The 18,911-nt window shown below is 74.9% G+C and carries 17 protein-coding genes; 8 read left to right on the top strand and 9 right to left on the bottom strand.

What is annotated here, in order from left to right; genetic code table 11:
• The first annotated feature begins 270 nt into the window (after positions 1–270).
• The 6 genes from ACZ5OX_RS06530 (at position 271) to ACZ5OX_RS06505 (ending at position 9,088) form a co-directional block, all read left to right on the top strand.
• Complete coding sequence (locus ACZ5OX_RS06530; RefSeq protein ID WP_465629011.1) at positions 271–2,880, top strand: hypothetical protein; 2,610 nt, start codon at positions 271–273, stop codon at positions 2,878–2,880.
• Positions 2,881–3,018: 138 nt separating this feature from the next.
• Positions 3,019–4,050: a phosphate ABC transporter permease subunit PstC gene (pstC, locus tag ACZ5OX_RS06525; protein ID WP_465629010.1), complete on the top strand. Its 1,032-nt coding sequence runs from the start codon at positions 3,019–3,021 to the stop codon at positions 4,048–4,050.
• A gap of 64 nt (positions 4,051–4,114) precedes the next feature.
• Positions 4,115–5,353, top strand: a complete 1,239-nt coding sequence (pstA, locus tag ACZ5OX_RS06520) for a phosphate ABC transporter permease PstA (protein WP_465629009.1) — start codon at positions 4,115–4,117, stop codon at positions 5,351–5,353.
• A 38-nt stretch (positions 5,354–5,391) separates the two neighbouring features.
• On the top strand, positions 5,392–7,209 hold the full coding sequence (locus tag ACZ5OX_RS06515; protein ID WP_465629008.1) for a substrate-binding domain-containing protein: 1,818 nt from the start codon (positions 5,392–5,394) through the stop codon (positions 7,207–7,209).
• Positions 7,206–8,138, top strand: a complete 933-nt coding sequence (locus tag ACZ5OX_RS06510; RefSeq protein ID WP_465629007.1) for a sortase — start codon at positions 7,206–7,208, stop codon at positions 8,136–8,138. Before ACZ5OX_RS06515 ends, ACZ5OX_RS06510 begins: the two co-directional genes overlap by 4 nt.
• Before the next feature lie 23 nt (positions 8,139–8,161).
• On the top strand, positions 8,162–9,088 hold the full coding sequence (locus ACZ5OX_RS06505; protein ID WP_465629006.1) for a phosphate ABC transporter ATP-binding protein: 927 nt from the start codon (positions 8,162–8,164) through the stop codon (positions 9,086–9,088).
• 64 nt (positions 9,089–9,152) lie between these two features.
• Here ACZ5OX_RS06505 and ACZ5OX_RS06500 read toward each other — a convergent pair whose 3' ends face one another.
• Positions 9,153–9,995, bottom strand: a complete 843-nt coding sequence (locus ACZ5OX_RS06500) for an HAD family hydrolase (RefSeq protein WP_465629005.1) — start codon at positions 9,993–9,995, stop codon at positions 9,153–9,155.
• A gap of 160 nt (positions 9,996–10,155) precedes the next feature.
• Between ACZ5OX_RS06500 and ACZ5OX_RS06495 the strand changes: the two genes are divergently transcribed.
• Entirely contained in the window at positions 10,156–10,344 is a 189-nt protein-coding gene (locus tag ACZ5OX_RS06495; RefSeq protein ID WP_465629004.1) for a hypothetical protein, read from the top strand.
• A 106-nt stretch (positions 10,345–10,450) separates the two neighbouring features.
• On the opposite strand, the gene ACZ5OX_RS06490 is transcribed toward ACZ5OX_RS06495, so the two are convergent.
• Together ACZ5OX_RS06490 and ACZ5OX_RS06485 are read right to left on the bottom strand one after the other, a co-directional pair.
• Positions 10,451–10,720, bottom strand: a complete 270-nt coding sequence (locus ACZ5OX_RS06490; RefSeq protein ID WP_465629003.1) for a response regulator transcription factor — start codon at positions 10,718–10,720, stop codon at positions 10,451–10,453.
• 58 nt (positions 10,721–10,778) lie between these two features.
• On the bottom strand, positions 10,779–10,991 hold the full coding sequence (locus ACZ5OX_RS06485) for a hypothetical protein (protein ID WP_392881594.1): 213 nt from the start codon (positions 10,989–10,991) through the stop codon (positions 10,779–10,781).
• Between the two features lie 382 nt (positions 10,992–11,373).
• On the opposite strand from ACZ5OX_RS06485, the gene ACZ5OX_RS06480 reads away from it, so the two are divergent.
• Entirely contained in the window at positions 11,374–12,402 is a 1,029-nt protein-coding gene (locus ACZ5OX_RS06480) for a helix-turn-helix transcriptional regulator (RefSeq protein WP_465629002.1), read from the top strand.
• A gap of 48 nt (positions 12,403–12,450) precedes the next feature.
• On the opposite strand, the gene ACZ5OX_RS06475 is transcribed toward ACZ5OX_RS06480, so the two are convergent.
• Genes ACZ5OX_RS06475 through ACZ5OX_RS06450 form a run of 6 tightly spaced genes read right to left on the bottom strand, consistent with a single transcriptional unit; the run spans position 12,451 to position 18,718 of the window.
• Positions 12,451–13,539 (bottom strand): GNAT family N-acetyltransferase, encoded by a 1,089-nt coding sequence (locus ACZ5OX_RS06475; protein ID WP_465629001.1) that lies wholly within the window; start codon positions 13,537–13,539, stop codon positions 12,451–12,453.
• Positions 13,540–13,580: 41 nt separating this feature from the next.
• Complete coding sequence (locus tag ACZ5OX_RS06470) at positions 13,581–14,741, bottom strand: insulinase family protein (RefSeq protein ID WP_465629000.1); 1,161 nt, start codon at positions 14,739–14,741, stop codon at positions 13,581–13,583.
• Positions 14,738–15,940: an insulinase family protein gene (locus ACZ5OX_RS06465; protein ID WP_465628999.1), complete on the bottom strand. Its 1,203-nt coding sequence runs from the start codon at positions 15,938–15,940 to the stop codon at positions 14,738–14,740. The genes ACZ5OX_RS06470 and ACZ5OX_RS06465 overlap by 4 nt, the downstream gene beginning before the upstream one ends.
• Entirely contained in the window at positions 15,937–17,202 is a 1,266-nt protein-coding gene (locus ACZ5OX_RS06460) for an MFS transporter (RefSeq protein WP_465628998.1), read from the bottom strand. The genes ACZ5OX_RS06465 and ACZ5OX_RS06460 overlap by 4 nt, the downstream gene beginning before the upstream one ends.
• On the bottom strand, positions 17,195–17,923 hold the full coding sequence (locus tag ACZ5OX_RS06455; RefSeq protein ID WP_465628997.1) for a CYTH domain-containing protein: 729 nt from the start codon (positions 17,921–17,923) through the stop codon (positions 17,195–17,197). Before ACZ5OX_RS06455 ends, ACZ5OX_RS06460 begins: the two co-directional genes overlap by 8 nt.
• A 42-nt stretch (positions 17,924–17,965) precedes the next feature.
• Positions 17,966–18,718, bottom strand: coding sequence for a hypothetical protein (locus ACZ5OX_RS06450; RefSeq protein ID WP_465628996.1), 753 nt, complete (start codon positions 18,716–18,718; stop codon positions 17,966–17,968).
• Between the last annotated feature and the right edge of the window lie 193 nt (positions 18,719–18,911).

Below are 18,911 nucleotides of genomic sequence, written 5' to 3'. Positions count from 1 at the left end.
TCTTCTCTGCCCCCCCCCCCCCCCCCCCCCCCCCCCCCCCCCCCCCCCCCCCCCCCCCCCCCTCGCCCCCCCCCCCCCCCCCCCCCCCGCCCGCATGCGGATCTTCCAACTCCGGTACGGAGTCGCCGCGTTGTGGTCTCGTACACCTGGCCGACCGGATCCCGCCATGTCCGGCTGGCCGAATAGTACGCACGGAATCGTCCGTCCCCAGCGCGATCCGACGCCCTCGCGCCGCCTCCCTCGGCGGCCCGCATCTCCCGGAGGCCCCGCATGAGAACCCGCGTACCCGACCGAAGAGGTCGGGGAAGGTGGCGCCGTCGACTGCCGGCCCTGGCCCTCGCCAAGGCGGTGGTGGCGGCGCTCGCCGTCATTCCGATCGGGTTGGGCGCGGCGCCGCAGGCTCACGCCGACTCCTCGACGACCGTGACCGGTCCGAAGGTCTGGATCCCGGCCGGCGGGACGTACGGCGACGAGGGCAGTGTGACGGTCTCCCAGACGACCAACCTGACCAACCAGGTCCTCCAGGTCTCCTGGAGCGGCTTCACGCCGAGCGTCACCCAGACCGGTGGTCCGGTGACGAGCACGCCCGTGAACTCGACCTTCAACCTGTACACGGTGCGGGTCTACCAGTGCCGCGGACTCGACCCCGCCGTGACGGACTGCTACGGCAGCACCCTCTACGGCGGTGACCGCGGCCTGGGCTTCGAGCAGCCGGCCCGGCCCGTGCACACCGAGACGCCGGACTTCCCCACCAACATGGTGCTGGCGCCGACCGGACCGGACGGGTCCGGAACCGCGGCCATCGAGGTGTGGAGCTCCAAGGAGAGCCCGTCGCTCGGCTGCGACGCCACCCACCCCTGCTCGATCGTGGTCGAGCCGAACTACGGCGGCGACCCGACGGACCTGTACAACATCCGGGGCGGCAAGGCGGACTGCAACGACCACCGGATGGACCGGGACCGGTTCTACAACGCCGCCTCCGACGGCGTCATGAAGCCCGGCCGGATCAACTCGAAGACCAAGAACCGCACCAGCGAGCAGTGCGCCTGGCTCCACCGCACGGTGGTCCCGCTCTCCTTCGCGCCCACCCCGGACTCCTGCGTCGCGAGCGCCCAGGACTTCGGTGTCGCGGGCCTCGAAATGGCCAACCGGGCGATGCAGCAGTGGCGTTCGGGCCTGTGCCTGGGCGAGTCCCCGATGACCGTGGGCTACATCCCGGCCGGCGGTGAGCCGCAGGCCAGGGCGGCCTTCCTGAGCGGCGCCGCCAGCACCGACGTGGCGCTGACGGCACGGTCGGACACGTCACCGCCGCCGCGCCCCTACGTCTACGCCCCGCTGGCGACGACCGGCATCTCCGTCACGTTCCTGGTCGACGACCCGACCAACGGCCGGCAGATCAGGGACATGCGGCTGAACGCGCGGCTGGTCGCCAAGCTGCTGACCCAGTCCTACGCGTCGCCCGGTGCCGACATCGCCTCCGTGGACGGCAACCCGGTCTGCCTCTTCACCGACCCCGAGTTCAAGCAGCTGAACCCGGAGACGGCCGAGAACGGGGTCCACTGGCCCACCAACTGCGGCGGCGCCCTGACGATCTTCCCCGGCGTCCCCGGCGGCACGACCGACTTCACCTACCTGCTGACCTCGTGGGTCGCGGCCGACCCGGACGCCGCCCGGTTCCTCGACGGCGAGCCGGACCAGTGGGGCATGCACGTCGACAGCTTCTACCTGAAGCCCAGGTTCACCGGCTACCCGTCCGAGGCCTTCCAGCCGCAGGACCAGTCCGGGTCGAGCACGCCGCAGGAGGGCGCGGACACGGCGCACTGGAAGCAGTACGAGTGGGTGCCCTCCACCGAGGGCCTCTCCCGGGTCGCCCGCAACCAGGTGCAGAACCGGCCGAACTGCCAGCTGCCGACCTTCAACGCCAACGGCGGCCACGACGCCTGCGCCGTGCAGCAACCCGGCCAGCGCATGATGCTCGCCATCATGGACACGGCCCAGGCCAAGGCGTTCTCGCTGCCCGAGGCCGCGCTGCTCAACCCGGCCGGCTCCTACGTGACGCCCTCCACGGCCGGCTTCCAGGCGGCCGTCGCCGACATGCCGACGGACCCCACGACCGGGGTCCAGCAGCTGCCGTACGGCACGCCCGACACCGCGTTCACCCGTGACCAGCGGGCGTACCCGCTGAGCTACGTCCAGTACGCGATGGTCCCGACCGGCGGCGTCCCCGCCGCGAAGGCGGCCGTGATCGCCCGGTTCCTCAAGACCGTCACCACCACGGGACAGACCTACGGCATCGCGCCCGGCCGGCTGGCCCAGGGCTTCCTCGCGCTGAACAACGCCCAGCGGCAGCAGGCCGAGCAGGCCGTGCAGCACGTCGAGGCCCAGGACGGCAAGCTGCCCGGCAACCAGACCGCCCCACCGGCCGGGAAGCCCGAGCCGGGCACCCCGGAGAGCGGCAACGGCGGCTCGGGCTCCGGCACGGGCGAGGGCAGCAGCCCGGTGAGCACCTCCGGCACCGGCGGCACCTCCGCGGACGGCAACTCCGGTGGCACCGGCTTCGGTTCCACCGGCGGCTCGACCGGCACCGGTGCGGCGGGCACCACCGGCACCGGTGCGGCCGGCGGCGCGGCTCCCGGCGCGGCCGGCGGCAAGCCCGGCGCGACCGCCGCCCCCTCCGGCAACGCGATCGCCGCGGCCCCCGTCGGCACCCCGGTGCCCGACCGCCCCGGCACCGCCCGGCTGCTGCTGCCCGTCGCGCTGATCGCCGGCCTGGTGCTGCTGGTCGGCGGACCGGCCGCGCTGTTCCTCGGCGGCACCCCGGCCGGGGCGAAGGCCCTGGCCGGCGCCCGTACCCAGTGGTCGCGGCTGCGCCGCAAGTAGGAAACCGCGTTCGGCGGGGCCGCCGTTTTCCGGCCCTGCCGAGCGCTTCCCCGACCACCGAGGCAGCGCCCCGGACCCTCACCGAGCACGCCCGGACCCCTCACCGCGCACGCCCGTTCCCGAGTACGGAGAGCACACATGACATCCGCCGCCGAGCCTGCGGCACCGTACGCCGGGTCGCCAGGCCGACCCGAGCACGGGCCCGACCAGGACACCCCCCGCGCCATCACCGCCCCCGCGACCCCCGGCGACCGGGTGTTCCGCGGCGTGCTGCGGCTGGCCGGCCTCTCGGTCTTCGCGATCATGGGGCTGATCGCCTTCTTCCTGATCCTCCGCGGCACCGACGCGCTGCGCGCGGTCGGCTGGTCCTTCCTGACCGAGCAGAAGTGGCAGACCGCCGCCCACAACTTCGGCATCGCCGCCGTCCTGCCCAACGGCCTGCTGATCGCGGTGATCGCGCTGGTCATCGCCGTCCCGGTGGCCCTCGGCACCGCGATCTTCATCTCCGAGTACGCGCCGGTGCGCCTGCGGGCCGCGCTGATCTCGCTGGTCGACCTGATGGCGGCGATCCCCAGCATCGTCTACGGCCTGTGGGGCCTGTTCTTCCTCCAGCCGCGGATCATCGGGTTCGTCCGCTGGATGGCCAACCACCTGGGGGAGTACATCCCCTTCCTCAAGGTGCGGATCGGTGACATCGGCACCTCGTACACCTCCTCGACCTTCATCGCCGGCGTGGTGGTCTCCCTGATGATCATCCCGATCGTCACCTCGCTCAGCCGGGAGGTCTTCTCCCAGGCCCCGCAGGGCGAGCGGGAGGGCGCGTACGCGCTCGGCTCCACCCGCTGGGGAATGGTCCGCACCGTGGTGCTGCCCTTCGGCAAGGGCGGCGTCATCGGTGCGGTGATGCTGGGCTTCGGCCGGGCGATGGGCGAGACCATCGCCGTCGCGCTGATCATCTCGCCGAGCTTCAAGGCCATCACCCACATCCTGGAGAACGGCGCCAACTCGATCTCCGCGCTGATCGCGCTGCGCTTCGGCGAGTCGGACGCGCTGTCGCTCTCCGCGCTGATGGCCGCGGGTCTGGTGCTGTTCGCGCTCACCCTGCTGGTCAACGTGCTGGCCGGGGTCGTCATCAACCGCTCGCGCTCCGGCGCCTCGACGGCGGACTGAGCATGACGGACCCCGGAGCCGCCCGCAGGGCACGCCGCCACCCGAACCGTGAAGGGACCAACCGATGACCACGCTCGACCTGCCCCCGGTCGCGGTGCCCGGGCCCGCCGGTGAGCCCGCGCCCGCGGAGGCCGCCGCGACCGGGGCCCCGGGCCCCGAGAAGAAGCTCCGGATCGGCGGCGTCACCCGCGACGACGTCCTCACCGTGGCGGGCGCGACGGCCGGCTCGCTCGCGCTGGACTGGGTGCTGTACGAGCGGGTGCTGCCGTTCAGCGGGGCCTTCGGCTTCCTGATCTGCTGGTACCTGCTCTTCCTGGCCGGCTACTACCTGCTCGGCCGGCTCCAGTGGCACCCGATGATGGTGCGGGACCGGCTGGTCTCCGTGGTCGCCTGGAGCTCCGGGCTGCTGGTGGTCGCGCTGATCGCCGACCAGATCGGCTACGTCGCCGGCCGCGGCTGGGAGGCGGCCCAGCACCTCAACTTCTTCACCGAGTCGATGGAGCACACCGGCCCGCTCGACGGGCTGACCTCCGGCGGCGCGCTCAACGCGATCGTCGGTTCGCTCGAACAGCTCGGCCTGGCAACGCTGTTCGCCGTTCCGCTGGGCATCGCGGCGGCCGTCTTCATGTCCGAGGTCGGCGGCCGGATGGCCCGCCCGGTGCGCACCCTGGTCGAGGCGATGACGGCGCTGCCGTCCATCGTGGCCGGCCTGTTCATCCTCGGCGTCGTGATCATCACCTTCGGCTTCGAGAAGAGCGGTTTCGCCGCCTCGCTCGCGCTCACGGTCATGATGATGCCGATCGTCACCCGGGCCGCCGAGGTGGTCATCCGCCTGGTGCCCGGCACCCTGCGCGAGGCCTCGTACGCGCTCGGCGGCAGCCAGTGGCGCACGGTGTGGAACGTGGTGCTGCCCACCGCCCGGCCCGGTCTGGTGACCGCGGTGGTCCTCGGCATGGCGCGCGGCGTCGGCGAGACCTCGCCGGTGCTGCTCACCTCCGGCTTCACCTCGCAGTTCAACGGCAACCCCTTCGAGGGCCACCAGGTCTCGCTGCCGCTCTACATCTGGAACTACGTCAAGCAGCCGTACGACGCCATGATCGCGCGCGGCTTCGCGGCCGGCCTGACCCTGATGGGCGTCGTGCTGATCCTCTTCGTGACCGCCCGCGTGCTCGGCGGCCGCCGGCCCGGGCAGCTGACCCGGGCCCAGAAGCGCCGGATCAGCCGGGAGGCCCGCCGCACGGAGGCGGCCGCCCTGGGCGCCGTCGCCCGCCCGTACGCCCTCCAGCCGCGGGAACGGCAGTGATGACCAGACCAACCACCCTCCGTACCAGAGGAGTTCACATGTCCAGGGGCCTCAGTCGCTCCGTGGCCCGGCTGCTGGCGGGGACGATGTCCCTGATGCTCGCCGCCGCCTCCCCGCTGCTGGGGCAGACCCCGGCAGCCGCGGCCTCCGTCTCGCTGAGCGCGGACGGCTCCAGCTGGGCCGGCCCTGCCATCGACCAGTGGCGGCAGGACGTCTCCCCGCAGGGCATCCAGATCAACTTCAACCCGGTCGGCTCGGCCGCCGGCCGCACCCAGTGGGCGATCGGGCAGGACGACTTCACGGCCTCCGACGTGCCGTTCCGCTCCTCGCCGGACACCGGCCTCGGGCAGGCCGGCCACGCCAACGGCGGCGGTGACCGGGAGAACCCGGTCTACGGCTACTCCTACGTGCCGATCACCGCGGGCGGCACCACCTTCATGTACAACCTGGTGGTCGGCGGCAAGCAGGTCCGCGACCTGCGGCTCTCCCCGCAGACCATCGTGGACATCTTCACCGGCAAGATCACCAACTGGAACGACCCGAAGGTCACCGACGACTACGGCAAGGCGCTGCCCAGCCTGCCGATCACCCCGGTGATCCGCTCCGACGGCTCCGGCGCCACCGCGCAGTTCACCCGCTGGATGGAGCACACCCACAAGGACCAGTGGGACGCCTACTGCTCCTCCGTCAACGGGGTGAGCTGCGGCGACTACACCGAGTTCTTCCCGCCGTCCGGCCGGATGGTCGCGCAGAACGGCTCCGACGTGGTGGCCGGCTACATCAAGTCCCCGGGCAACGTCGGCACCATCGGCTACGACGAGTACGCCTTCGCCAAGCGCAGCAACTGGCCGGTCGTGAAGGTGCTCAACGCGGCCGGCTACTACTCGCTGCCGACCGCCTCCAACGTCGCCGTCGCGCTCACCGCCGCCAGGATCCGCGGCGTGGACGACGGCACCCCGGCGAACGACCCGAACTACCTGCAGCAGAACCTCGACGGCGTCTACACCATGAACGACCCGCGCGCCTACCCGATCTCCAGCTACAGCTACCTGATCGTGCCGCGCGCCGGAGCCTCGGCGCCCCCGCCGCCGCGCTTCAACAACGACAAGGGCTCCGCGCTCAGCCGCTTCCTCGCCTACGTGCTCTGCGACGGCCAGGGCAAGGCGGACGACCTGGGCTACTCGCCGATCCCGCGCGGCCTGGTCAAGGGCGGTCTGCTGCAGACCAGGTCCATCCCCGGCAACGCCAGCCCGGTCGACCCGGACACCCTCTCCAACTGCGCCAACCCGACCTTCAACTCGGCCGGCGAGCTGACCGTCCTCAAGAACGCCCCGATGCCGAGCCCCTGCGACAAGGCCGGCGCCCCGATCGACTGCACCGTGCAGAACGGCCAGCCGGTCAAGACCGGTTCGGGCGCGGGCGGCTCCGGCGGCGCGGCCGGCGGCACCGGTGGTGCGGCGGGCGGTTCCGGCGGCACCGGCGGCACCGGCGGGTCCGGTGGTGCCGGGGGCGGCACGGGCGGAGCCGGGGCCGGCGGCGCCGGTGACCCGAACGCGGCCGGCGGTGCCGGCGACCCGAACGCCGCCGGCGGCGCGGCCGGCGGTGACCCGAACGCGCCGGGCGCCGGCGACGGCACCGGGGACGTGGTCGACCCGCAGACCGGCCAGGTGGTCGCCCGCGGCCGCGGCGGCTCCGCCACCGAGGTGGCGGCCACCGTGGTCGAGGTCAGCGGCAAGCCCGAGGACTGGATGCTGACCTCTCTCACCGCGCTGGAACTGCTCGCCGTGGTGCTCGTTCCGCCGCTGCTCGGCCGCCGGCTGCTGCGCCGCCGCAACGGCTCGGGCGGTACCTCGTGACGGCCCCGGTGCTGGAGAAGGCGGCGGCCGAGCAGGGCACCCCGGCGCGGCCGGCCGTGCCCGCCGCGCCCGCCGCTCCCGCCGGGACCGTCGCCCCGGCCCGGACCGCCGTCTCCCCGAGGCGGCGGCGGTTCCTCCAGGGCGCCTGGGCGGTCAGCCTGGCCGCCGCGCTGGTGCTCGGCTTCGTCGGGTACCTGTTCACGCTGTCGCACATCCAGGAGAACCACTACCAGGCCGCCGCGTACAAGACCTTCCGCGACCAGCTGGCCCGGGCGGTCGCCCCGACCGGCGCGGCCGCCGACGGCGCCCCGGTGGCGCTGCTGGACATCCCGGCGATCGGCCTGCACCAGGCCGTGGTGGTCGAGGGCACCACCGGCCGGGACCTGATGCGCGGCCCCGGCCACCGCCGGGACACCGCGCTGCCCGGCCAGCGCGGGGTCGCCGTGGTCTTCGGCCGCGGCGCCACCTTCGGCGCACCGTTCGCCGAGCTGTCCAGGCTGCGGGTCGGCGACAAGATCGAAGCCACCACCGGCCAGGGCAAGTTCACCTACACCGTCAACGCGTACGGCGACGGCGACCACCCGGTCGTCGACCAGGCCCGCAACCGGCTGGTGCTGGTCACCGGCGACTCCGACTGGATCCCCGGCTCCACCGTGCTGATCGGCGCCCGGCTGGACGGCGACCCGCAGCAGAACCCCGGCGGCCGGCCCGCGACCGTCCCGTACGACAAGGCGCTGGCCGCGGACAAGGGCGCGCTGGCCACGCTCCAGCTGTGGTCGCTCGGCCTGCTCGGCGCGCTGGCCGGCGCCCTGGTGCTGGCCCGGTACTGGCGGCGCTCGGCCGCGTACCTGAGCTTCGCGCCGGTGGTCGGCGCGCTGCTCTGGGCGGTCTACGAGAACGCCGCCGCCCTGCTGCCCAACCTCTACTGACGCGCGCCCGGAGGACCGTTCCGATGACCGACGCACCACTGACCGACACCCAGGCGACCGACCCGGTCGCCGACACCATCACCTTCCCCCCGGTCGCCCCCGCCCCGTACGCCGGCCGGGAGCACGCCGGTGCCCACTCCGGGGCCCACCCCGGCGCCCACGCCGACGGGGAGCCGCTCGCCGGGCTGGAGACCAGGGACGTCTCCGCCTGGTTCGGCAGCCGTAAGGTGCTGGAGCGGGTCTCGCTGGCGATGCCGGCCGGCGAGGTCACCGCGCTGATCGGCCCGTCCGGCTGCGGCAAGTCCACCTACCTGCGGATCCTCAACCGGATGCACGAGATGGTGCGCGGCGCCGCCCTCTCCGGCGAGGTGCTGCTGGAGGGCGACGACGTCTACCGGCCCGGCCGCCGGCCCGCCGAGGTGCGGCGCCGGATCGGCATGGTGTTCCAGCGGCCCAACCCGTTCCCGGCGATGTCCATCCAGGACAACGTCTCCAGCGGGCTCAAGCTGGCCGGGATCAAGGTGTCCAAGGAGGAGCGCCGGCACCTGGTGGAGACCAGCCTGCGCCGGGCCGGGCTCTGGGACGAGGTGTCCACCCGGCTGCACACCCCGGGCGGGGCGCTCTCCGGCGGCCAGCAGCAACGCCTGTGCATCGCACGGTCGTTGGCCGTCTCGCCGGACATCCTGCTGATGGACGAGCCGTGCTCCGCGCTCGACCCGACCTCCACCCGACGGGTCGAGGAGACCATCGCGGAGCTGCGCGGGCGGCTCACCATCGTGATCGTCACCCACAACATGCAGCAGGCCCAGCGCGTCTCGCAGACCTGCGCGTTCTTCCTGGCCAGCCACGACACCCCGGGGCGGATCGTCGAGGCCGGGCCGACCGGGCAGATCTTCGGCAGCCCGGCCGACCAGCGGACCTCGGACTACGTCAACGGCCGCTTCGGCTAGGCCGGTTCGGCCGGGGCGCTTTGGCCGGGGTGCTTCGGCCGGGGTGCTTCGGCCGGGGCGGTTCCTACAGGCCGAGGAGCTGCTCCAGCACCGCCGCGACGCCGTCCTGCTCGTTGCTCACGGTGTGCAGCGGCACCGCCGCCAGCACCTGCGGGTGCGCGTTGGCAACGGCGTACGCGGTGCCGGCCCAGGCCAGCATCTCCAGGTCGTTCGGCATGTCGCCGAAGGCCACCACCTCGCTCCGGTCGATCCCGCGCCCGGCGCACCAGCGGGCCAGCGTGCTGGCCTTGGTGACGCCGGGCGCGCTGATCTCCAGCAGCGGGATCGCCGCGGAGCGGGTGATCTCGGCCAGGTGCCCGGCCGCGTCCCTGGCCTCGGCGAGGAACTTGTCCGGCTCGAGGTCCGGGTGCTTGGCCAGCAGCTTGAACAGGCCCCGGACCGGCCCGCCGGCCCCCAGCAGCTCCTCCGCCGTCCCGACCTCGAGCTCCAGCTGGTCGCCCCACATCGGCACCGCGTACCCGGCCTCGCGGGCCCAGCCGCCCGGGTACTCGAAGGCGAACGCGGTGCCCGGCAGCTTGGCCCGCAGCGCCTCGACCACCGCCAGGGTGGTCTCCACCGGCAGCGGGAAGGTCTCCAGCAGCTCGCCGCGCCGCACGTCCACCACCGCGCCGCCGTTCGAGCAGATCGCCACCCCGTGGCCGCCGATGTGCGGGCTCACCTGCTGCATCCAGCGCGGCGGCCGCCCGGTCACGAACACCACCTGCACCCCGGCCGCCTCGGCCGCCGCCAGGGCCGCGGCGGTGCGGTCGGTGACGGTGCCACCGGCGCAGAGCAGGGTGCCGTCCAGGTCGGTGGCGATGAGGCGGGGTGCGGTACGGGGTGCGGTCACCGGTCCATCTTCGCCCATCGGCGCGGACGGGTCACCGGCCCGTGCCCGCGGCCGCCGCCCGCCCCGACCGTGATCAAGCCCTTCATGCGCCGTTTCCGGCCGATCCGCCCGCCCCCGGGTGCCCGTCCGGCCACGGCGGGCATGACTGCCCACGGCCACCCCGTCGGCAGGAAGAGCCATGCCCACACGCCAGCTCCGCGACCAGCCGCCCCCGACCGCCCGCCCCGACGCCCACGACCCGCGGGCCCCCGACGCCTCGCGCGACCCGGTCCTGCTCGGTGACGTCCTCTTCCACACCCTCGCCGAACTCGCCCGCCACACCTCGGCCCCGTCCCTCCCCGCTCAGCGCACCCGCCCGCACCCGTAGCGCCGCCGCCGCAGCCCGCTGCCGTTCGGTCCGGTCCGGTCCGGTCCGGTTTGGTCCGGTCCGGTGCGGCGCGGTCCGGGCGCGGCGCCCGTGACCGGGACGGCGCTCAGGCCCGGGGCCGGAGCGGCGCGGATCGGCGGGGCCCGACCGCGGCCGGCTCCGGCCGGTAGCCCAGCTGTGCGGCGAGCACGGCCAGCTGGGTGCGGTTGGCCGTCCCGGTCTTCGTCCGCAGGTGCCGCAGGTACGTGTCGACGGTGTGCTCGCTTATGCCCAGTCGGCGGGCGATGCCCCGATAGGTCTCCCCTCCCGACAGGAGGACCAGCACCTGCTGCTCCCGGGGTGTGAAGGCGTGCGGCGAGTCGGTGACGTGGACCATTGCGGTCTCCTGGGGTCGGATCGGGCGGACGCGGGCGAACGGTCGGAGCCTGGCCGGGTCAGCCGCCCCAGGAGGTGTCCTCGCACCAGGGGCACTCGGGGTCGGTCGAGCCCTGCTGGACCTCGTGGGCGTGGCTCTCGACGGCGGTCGCCCGGGCGGTGGAGGAGACCGTGCCCTGGCCCGGCGTCGCCGCGGCGGCCGGGGCGGCCGCGCAGAGGACGAGCAGTCCGGCGGCCACTGCGAGTCGGACGGGCAGGGGCGATCGCGCCATGGTGGTTCTCCTGTTCTCTCCCGGACCTGTCGGCCGGGGCCGCTGGTTGCGGACGAGCACCAGACTGCCTCGTCCCCGGCACCGTGCGAGGACGAACGCCCCGTCAGGAAACCACCTGGCAGCAAGACGCCAGGCCGCATAAGGGACTCTTCGTGACAGAGGAGGCGCCGCCGGGTGCGGCCCGTTCGCGAGGAGTCCGTGCCGGGCGGGACGGCGGCCCGCCGGCGGTGGTTCGCCCCGGATCCACCGCGGGCGTCCGGGCCCTGACCAGCGGCGGCCCGCCCGGCGCGCCTACGTGCCGCGCGCCCCCCGGTGCCTAGGCTGATCGAGTGAACCGTACGGCTCTCCGAAGGGCCCGGCAGACCGGTGGGGGGCAAGGCCATTGGGACCGAACGACATCCTGGACGACGTCCAGGAACTGCAGGACTCCGACATAGCCGTCTACGGCTGGGTGCTGGAGCACGGGAGCGCCGATACGGCCGCGATCGCCGCGGCCACCGGGATCAGCCGGGAGAGCGCCGCCGCCGGCATCGCCCGCCTGCTGCGGGTCCGACTGCTCCAGGGCAGTCCGGACGGGCCGTCCGGGATCTCCGCGGTGGCACCCGGGACGGCCTCGGCCCGGCTCACCGCGCCCATGGAGGCGCAGATCCGCGAGCGTCAGCGGCAACTGGTCGACATCCAGCGGGAGTTGAACCGGTTCGCGCCGTCCTATGACCGGCACTGCTCGCGTTCTGGGGCGGTGGAGGTCCTGGCGAACGTCCAGCTCGTGCGCGACGCCCTCAACCAGGCGTCGGAGCACTGCCGCACGGAGGTCCTGACCAGCCAGCCGGGCGGGGGCTCCCGGGCCTCCGAGGCGATGGAGGAGGCGCTGGTCCGTGACCGGGCGATGCTGGAACGCGGCATCCGGCTCCGCACCCTCTACCACCACACCGCCCGCTTCAACGGCCCCAGCCAGGCGTACGTCGCCGCGGCCGCCGCGCTGGGCGGTGAGTACCGCACGGCGCACGAGCTGTTCGGCCGCCTGATCGTCTTCGACCGCGAGATGGCCTTCATTCCGGCCCAGGACGGCAGTTGGGGGGCGGTCGTGATCCGCGAGCCGTCCATCGTGGCCTATCTGTGCGAGATCTTCGAGCAGACCTGGGAGCGGGCCACGCCGTTCACCACGGCCGTCGGCCGACAGCTGGAATGGGTCTCCCGGGAGATCGACGAGACGATCGTCCGGCTGCTCGCCGCCGGCCTGAAGGACGAAGCGGTGGCCCGCCGTCTGGGCATGTCGCTGCGGACCGCCCGCCGTCACATCGCCGACATCATGGAGGAGTTGGGTGCCGAGAGCCGGTTCCAGGCAGGCTTCCGCGCCGCCGCCCGGGGGTTGCCGGACGGGGCGCCGACCGAGCTGGCCACCGCTCCCTGAGGCCCCCGGCGCGGGCCGGGGAACGGATGACCGCCGCACGAGGGGGCCTCAGCCCCGGAGCGCGACCGGTCGCGGGGCATCGGCACCGGGCGGCGGGAACGCACCCGTGTCCGGCCGGGCGGCGAGGAGTACCTGACGGCGGAACCCGGCCCGGGTGAGGACACCCTGCAGCCGGGTGTGATGGGGTGCCTCGTTGGCGGCCAACAGCTCGATGCCGACGCCGAACGCCCAGCGCGCCAGCAGCCCGACGCCCCGCGCCGCGAGCTCCGGAGCCGTCTCACCCGGGGCGAGGGCAGCCCGCAGTTCGGCGCGGCCGGCCCCGGGATCCTGGTACTCCAGCGTCAGTTCGGCCGCCACCTCGCCCGTTGCGCCCACCACGAGCACCTCCGCGCACTCGCCGGCCAGCCAACGGGCCGGCGCGTGGGCGCAGTGCCGGGCGAGGTCGTCCCGGTCCGGCGGCGTGCCCGGACCTCCGGCGTGGCCCCGCAGCGCGGCGACGGCGGCGGCATCGTCCGGGCCGACCGGTCGCAGGGTGACCACCGCGTCGGTCAGCCCGCCCTCCGGAAGGTCCGGCAGCAGCCGCGGGGTGCGGGTGTCGCCGTCGGCCGGCAGCCGGGACCAGAGACCGGCGTCGTGCCGCTCGGTGCCGGCGCCCGGCAGGACGCCGCGGAGTTCCCCCTCCCGCCGGAAGCCGGCGGCCAGCGCCACCCGCTGGCTGCGGACGTTCTCCCCCCTGATGAACATCTCGGCCCGCTGCAGGCCGTGGGCGAAGCACAGGTCGGTCAGCGCCCGGGTGAGCGCCGTCGCCACGCCGCGGCCGCGGGCGGTCGGGGCGACCCAGAAGCCCAGTTCGGCGCTGGAGCGGCGGCGGGTGACGTGGACGACGGCACCGGCCAGCAGGGCGTCGTCGGCCGGGTCGGCGACGGCGTAACCGAGCCGGTCGGGGTTCTGCCGGGCCCGCTCCGCCGACGCGCCGACCCAGGAGCGCATCGTCCCGGTGGTGATGACGCCCGGGGTGCCGGACATGAAGCGCAGGGTCTCGGGGTCGTTGCCGTTGGCCACCAGGACCGGTACGTCCGAGTCCCGGTAGGGGCGCAGTCGCAGCCCGCGGGCGTCGAAGGTGCTGGGGAACTCCATGGGTTGCTCCGATACGGCTGGGGACGAGGTGTCCGATGAGGTCAGGGGAGTGGGTGGCGGGCCAGGCACTCGGGGGTTCCGCCGGTGACCCGCCACAGGGCGATCCGCCGCGGGCCGCACGGACGCCCCGGGAGGGCGTACCGGTCGGCCGCGTCGCCGACCCGGCCGAGGGGCGTGGCCAGCTGCCAGTGCCGGGCGGCCGCGCGGGCGTCGCGCAGCCGCCCGGTGAGCGCCGCCAGGGGCGCCCGCCAGTCGCCCGCGACCAGCCGTGCCAGGCGTCGTTCGAGCGGGACGGCGATGTCCTCGGCGCGCCAGACGACCATGTCGACGCGCTCGGACCGGCCTTCGACGACGGTGCGGCCGATCGGTCGCGGGCCGTCCTCGGCCGGGTGGCCCACGACCGGCCCCCGGGGGTGCAGAAGGGCGTCGAGGGTGAGTGACGGGGTGTCGCGCGGGCGCAGCAGCGTGACGGCCACCAGGCCGTCGAGACCGTGGAGCGGGAGGTGCCCGCCGGGTTCCGCCGGGCGGCGCGGCGCGGTGGTGTCGCCGCCGGATCCCCGGGGAGGCGCGCAGGCCGGTCGGTGGCGGTCGAGGGCCGCCCGTACGCCGTCGGCGGCGCGGGGCGGACCGGCCAGGAAGAGCCGGGCGCCGGCGCCCGGGTACCCCCGCTCGACCACTCCGCGCACGTCGGCCGGAGTGATCCGGCCGACGGACCGCGTGGTGGTGCGGCCGACGGCGTCCAGACCCGGTTCGTCGGCCGCCGCGGCGGCGAGCGCCGGCCCGAGCCGCAGCATGGGCCGGTGGTCCATGCGGCGGGTCTCCAGGAGCACGGCGTTCCGTTCGCCCTCGAAGACGTCCGGGGCGGTGCGGGGCCCGCGCCCGGAAGCGATGTCGAGGAGGCGGCGAACCAGCCGTCCCGCGTCGTCCGGGTCGCCGGTGCCCCGGAACGTGGTCCGGTCGACGCCGGTCACGGCGTCCAGGGGGACGCCCCCGGCGCCGGCGGCCGGGTCGGCCAGCACCTGGAGGTGTTCGGCCAGGTGGGCGGTGCCCTCGCGGCCCGCCGGGTCGTCGCGGGAGCCGCAGCCCACCACGAGGGCGGCGCCGACCGAGTGGGCCCACGGCAGGGCCTCCCACTCGACGTGGAGCCCGCCGGAGTCGAGGACGGTGCCCCGTGCCGCGGGGACCGCTTCCGTGTCGTTCACCGGATCTCCTCGTACGCTGCGGCGAGTTGCCGTCGGTGTCGCTCGTCGAAGGGGCCGACCGCCGCGACCGCCGGGGGGAGCGGGGCGAAGGACGGCCCGGGCAGGACGTCGAGGTCCGCCACCGCCGCCAGCCGCTCGCCGGTGCAGGATCGACCGAGCACGCGCCGGCGGAGTTCGTCGGCGGGACCGAACGGGCCGTCGACTTCGGCGAGCAGCCCGGCCCGGTACCTCCACCGCGCCGCGGCCGTCTCCTCGGGGCCGACGCCTTCCGCCAGCCGGCGCAGGGTCGCCACCAGCACGCGCACCGCCGCCGCGGCGTGCTGTGGTGCCACCGTGGCGGTGGCGTCGATCGAGGCGCGGCCGTGCTGCCGCGAGCAGGCGGCGGTGAACCCGTAGGCCAGGTGGTTGTGGTGGCGCAGCGCGTGGTGGAGCCGGCCGTCCGTGCCGTTGCCCAGCACCTCCACCAGGAGTTCGAGGACCCCGGGCGGCGGGTCCTGCACGGGGAGGCGGACGGCGACCCGCGCGTCGCTGTCGGCCCGCACGTCGGTGTCGAGTCCACCGTGCCACGAGCGTGCGTCGCCGTCGGCGCGGCGTGCCGCTCCCCGCACCGCCCCTTGCGGCGCCCCGCCGTCGCGCTCCGGCGCCGTGGTGGCGTCGTGCACCCGCGCCCGGTCCACCAGCAGGTCGACCGACCGGGCCAACTCGGCGGGCGTCACCTCGGCCACGGTGTCCCGGGTGGTGATCCGGTCGTGCGGGAGGGCTCCCCAGGAGGCCCGTTCCAGCTGACGCCTGACCAGGACCAGCAGGGGCGCACCGTGCCCCTCGGCCGCCGCCACCACGCGCGCCCGGAGTCGCGCGAGGAGCTCTTCCCCCGCGGCTCCGGCGGGCAGCCGGGTGCGCCGCAGGTCGTCGACGACCGAGGCCAGAGCGGCGGGCCGGTGCGACCAGTACGCGAACGACGAGCTGTGGTCGTCCAGTCGGTGCCGGGTGCGCCAGCCCTCGACGGCGGCGCGCGCCGCGGCGCCGCCGCACCGCGGTTCGTCCAGCACGGCGGCGAGCAGCGCGGCCAGGCCCGCCCGGCCCGGCGGGTCGTCGAGGTGCCCGGCCGGGAGGTCCACCAGGACCGAGCCGCCGGGGCGGGGGGCGGCCGGGTCACCGGCGCGGACGACGGTGGCCGTGCCCGGCGGGACGGCGGTCACCGGGCGCCTCCCCCGGTCGGCGCCGGCACCGGCGCGGCCGTGGCCGCCGGCCGCTGCGGGCGGTAGGCCCGCAGCGCCCGCCACGCCCACGGGGTCGCGGCCGCGGTCGCCAGGACACCGCCGCCGGCCACCACCGCCAGCACCGGTACCCACTGGGTCAGCAGCGCCGCGGCGCCGATGCCGGCGAGCTGCCACACCGCCTTCCAGGCGCGGCGGACGGCGGTGACCCGCCCCCGGAACCGCCGGTCCGGACGCTGCTGGCAGTGCATGGTCGGCCCGATCACGATCAGGTACGCGTGCACGCCCAGGAGCAGTCCGGCGAGCACCACGCGCCAGGTGTCGCCGCCGGCCGCGAGCCAGGCCACCGCGAGGGCCACCGGAGCGGTGCCGAGCACCGCGACCGTGAACAGGGACGCGGCCGGCACGTCGCGGCGGACCCGGGCGAGCACCAGGGTCACCGAGAGGCTGCCCAGACCGGCGCCGAGCCCGAACAGCCCGGGGGCGTGTTCGAGCGCGGACGCGCCGAAGTGCATCAGGACCAGCTCGCTCGCCGCCCCGAAGCACAGGTTCCAGGGCGCCTCGGCGGCCACGGTCGACCGGAGCACCGGGTCGGTGCGGACCGCGGTCAGGCCCTGCCACAGCTGCTCGCGGACCCGACCGTGCGCGGGCGCGTCGGCGTGGGCGGCGCCGGGTGTCCTCGGCAGCATGCACCCGGCCGCCACCAGGTAGGACAGCGCGTTGATCCACACGACCACGGTGATCGAGGAGTGCGCCAGCAGCGCGGTGCCGAGCAGCGGTCCGACGGTCACGGCCGCTCCGGCCGACGCGTTGAGCAGGGAGTTCGCGGCGAGCAGACGACCGCCGGGCACCACGTCGGGGAGCATGCTCATGAACGCGGGGACGCTCAGCGCCGAGAGCACCTGGAGCACGGCGAGGTGCGGGTAGACCCAGCCCAGCCGGTGCGGGTCGACGCTCAGGGCCAGCGAAGCCGCCACCGCGAAGGCGGCGAGGTCGACGGCGATCACCAGGCGGCGGCGGTCGAACCGGTCGGCGAGCACGCCCGCGAAGGGCGCGCAGACGACCTGGGGCACGAAGTTCATCCCGAGGGCGAGCAGCCCGGCGACGGTGGACCCGGAGACCTGCCGGATCCACAGCGGGAGCGCCAGGTACTGGACGTAGCCGCCCAGCAGCGACAGCGACCGCCCGGACCAGATCAGCAGGAAGGCGCCGCCCAGCCGCGCGGGGCGGGCGGCACTACCCACCGGCCCGGCCGTTCCGCTCGGCCTCCCAGGCGCGCTGGGACTTGCTGGTGAGGTCCCGGGGCACGCCGAGCCGTACGTCCAGCCGGTGGGCCAGCCGGTCCAGGCCGGCCAGCACGGCCGGGAGCGAGGAGTTGACCTCGATCTCGACGCAGTCGTAGCTGCGGCGCTCGGCGCGGGGGGTCGCCGGGTCGCCGAACTCGACGTGGTCCAGGCTGCAGCAGACCTCCGTGCCGTCGGCGGTGCGCCCGTGCCACTTGTACCTCCGCTGGACGGCGACACCGGCCGGCCGCAGGGCCCCGGCGACCAGGCCGAGCCCCCTCGCATGGACGACGGGCAGCACCGAGCCGTCCTGGATGCGGGAGCCGACCTCCCGGTGCGGTACGCGCTGGCGCACTTCGAGGCCGTCGCGCCAGCCCCGGCGGTGGATCGTCTGCTTGAGGACGACGACACAGGTCCCGGACGGGGCACCGCTGTTGACGACGATGCTCAGGGAGTGGCCGGCGCGGGCGAGGCTGCCGGAGGCGTCGTCGAGGTACAGCGCCGACTGCAGGTGGTCCTGCGGCTCGGCGGCCGCGTCGACGAGCTCGGCGAACACCGTCGCCTCGACGAAGGCCGCCGGATCCGCCGTGGCGGCCGGCGGGAGCTGCCACTTGCACTCGTGCTCCACGCCGATGTGGATGTCGTCGTCGCGGAGGGGCGTGGCCGCCGGTGCCGTCTCCATCGGTTGACTCACCTTTCAACAGGTCGGGGTGACCGTCGGCTTTCAACAGGTCGTGGTGACCGTCGGTTGCGGCATGGTGAACACGTCGACGTCGACGGGACTGGTCAGCTCCAGGGCGCTCGTCGCGGCCCGGCGGATCTCCGCAGCGCACGCGCGCGGCGGCCGGAAGTGTCCGGACTTCAGGTTGGCGGTGACGAAGACGCGTTCCGGTGACCCCACCACCACCAGTTCGCCGGCAGCCCTGACCCTGAGCCGGTCGGGGACGAGCATGGGGTGCACGGCGCGGGGCCCCTCGGCGGGTCGGCCCGGCGCCCAGCCGAACATCACGTCCGCGAGCCGGTGGGGCTGCGGCCACACCCACAGGTCACCCTCGTCGTCGACCGCGTAGAGGTAGCAGGCCCCGGTGGTGAGCAGCGCGAGCGCCTGGTCGCGGTCCCGGAGCCGAACGGCCCGCCGGCCCAGGTCCCGCAGGGCGCGCCGGTACCGCAGCTCGAAGAAGCCGCGGTCGAACTCGATCACCGTCGGGTCCACGGACACCGTCCGGTGGAACACCTGCGCCGGCTCGACGGCCCCGGCCGTGTCGTACCGGCTCTGGATGTCGGGGACCAGTTCGTCGATCCGGTCTCGCGCGGGGCCACAGCCGGGCTCCCCGGCGAGCAGCGTCCGCATCGAGATCAGTTCCTCGTACAGCAGGAAGGTGACGGCCTGCGAGTCGGGCCCGTAACGGGCCGCCGCGGCCGCACGCACCCGGGCGAAGCGCTCCACCACCGGGTGGGGGTCCGAGCGGACCGGCATCGATCGCACCTCTCTTCGTCGCCTGTCGTCCGGCGCCGGCCGCGGTCGTCCCGGCCGGAGGCCGGGTGGTGGGGGGGGGGGGGGGGGGACCCCCCCCCCCCCCCGACCCCCCCTTCGTTCGAGAAGGGGGGCCTGGGTCCCCGCAAAGCCCCCGTCCTCTCCCCCCCGGTGTCTGGCCTCCCCCAGCTCCCCC

Source organism: Kitasatospora sp. NPDC032121 (genome assembly GCF_055580145.1).
Note: the sequence above shows the minus strand (reverse complement) of the source record. Positions and strands in the feature narration are given on the sequence as shown.

Coding starts and splice junctions, on each gene's coding strand:
- ACZ5OX_RS06475 (WP_465629001.1), bottom strand. CDS start 13,539: ATGGAGTTCCCCAGCACCTTCGACGCCCGCGGGCTGCGACTGCGCCCC.
- ACZ5OX_RS06490 (WP_465629003.1), bottom strand. CDS start 10,720: ATGGTCCACGTCACCGACTCGCCGCACGCCTTCACACCCCGGGAGCAG.
- ACZ5OX_RS06500 (WP_465629005.1), bottom strand. CDS start 9,995: ATGGGCGAAGATGGACCGGTGACCGCACCCCGTACCGCACCCCGCCTC.
- ACZ5OX_RS06455 (WP_465628997.1), bottom strand. CDS start 17,923: ATGGAGACGGCACCGGCGGCCACGCCCCTCCGCGACGACGACATCCAC.
- pstA (WP_465629009.1), top strand. CDS start 4,115: ATGACCACGCTCGACCTGCCCCCGGTCGCGGTGCCCGGGCCCGCCGGT.
- ACZ5OX_RS06450 (WP_465628996.1), bottom strand. CDS start 18,718: ATGCCGGTCCGCTCGGACCCCCACCCGGTGGTGGAGCGCTTCGCCCGG.
- ACZ5OX_RS06485 (WP_392881594.1), bottom strand. CDS start 10,991: ATGGCGCGATCGCCCCTGCCCGTCCGACTCGCAGTGGCCGCCGGACTG.
- pstC (WP_465629010.1), top strand. CDS start 3,019: ATGACATCCGCCGCCGAGCCTGCGGCACCGTACGCCGGGTCGCCAGGC.
- ACZ5OX_RS06495 (WP_465629004.1), top strand. CDS start 10,156: ATGCCCACACGCCAGCTCCGCGACCAGCCGCCCCCGACCGCCCGCCCC.
- ACZ5OX_RS06530 (WP_465629011.1), top strand. CDS start 271: ATGAGAACCCGCGTACCCGACCGAAGAGGTCGGGGAAGGTGGCGCCGT.
- ACZ5OX_RS06515 (WP_465629008.1), top strand. CDS start 5,392: ATGTCCAGGGGCCTCAGTCGCTCCGTGGCCCGGCTGCTGGCGGGGACG.
- ACZ5OX_RS06505 (WP_465629006.1), top strand. CDS start 8,162: ATGACCGACGCACCACTGACCGACACCCAGGCGACCGACCCGGTCGCC.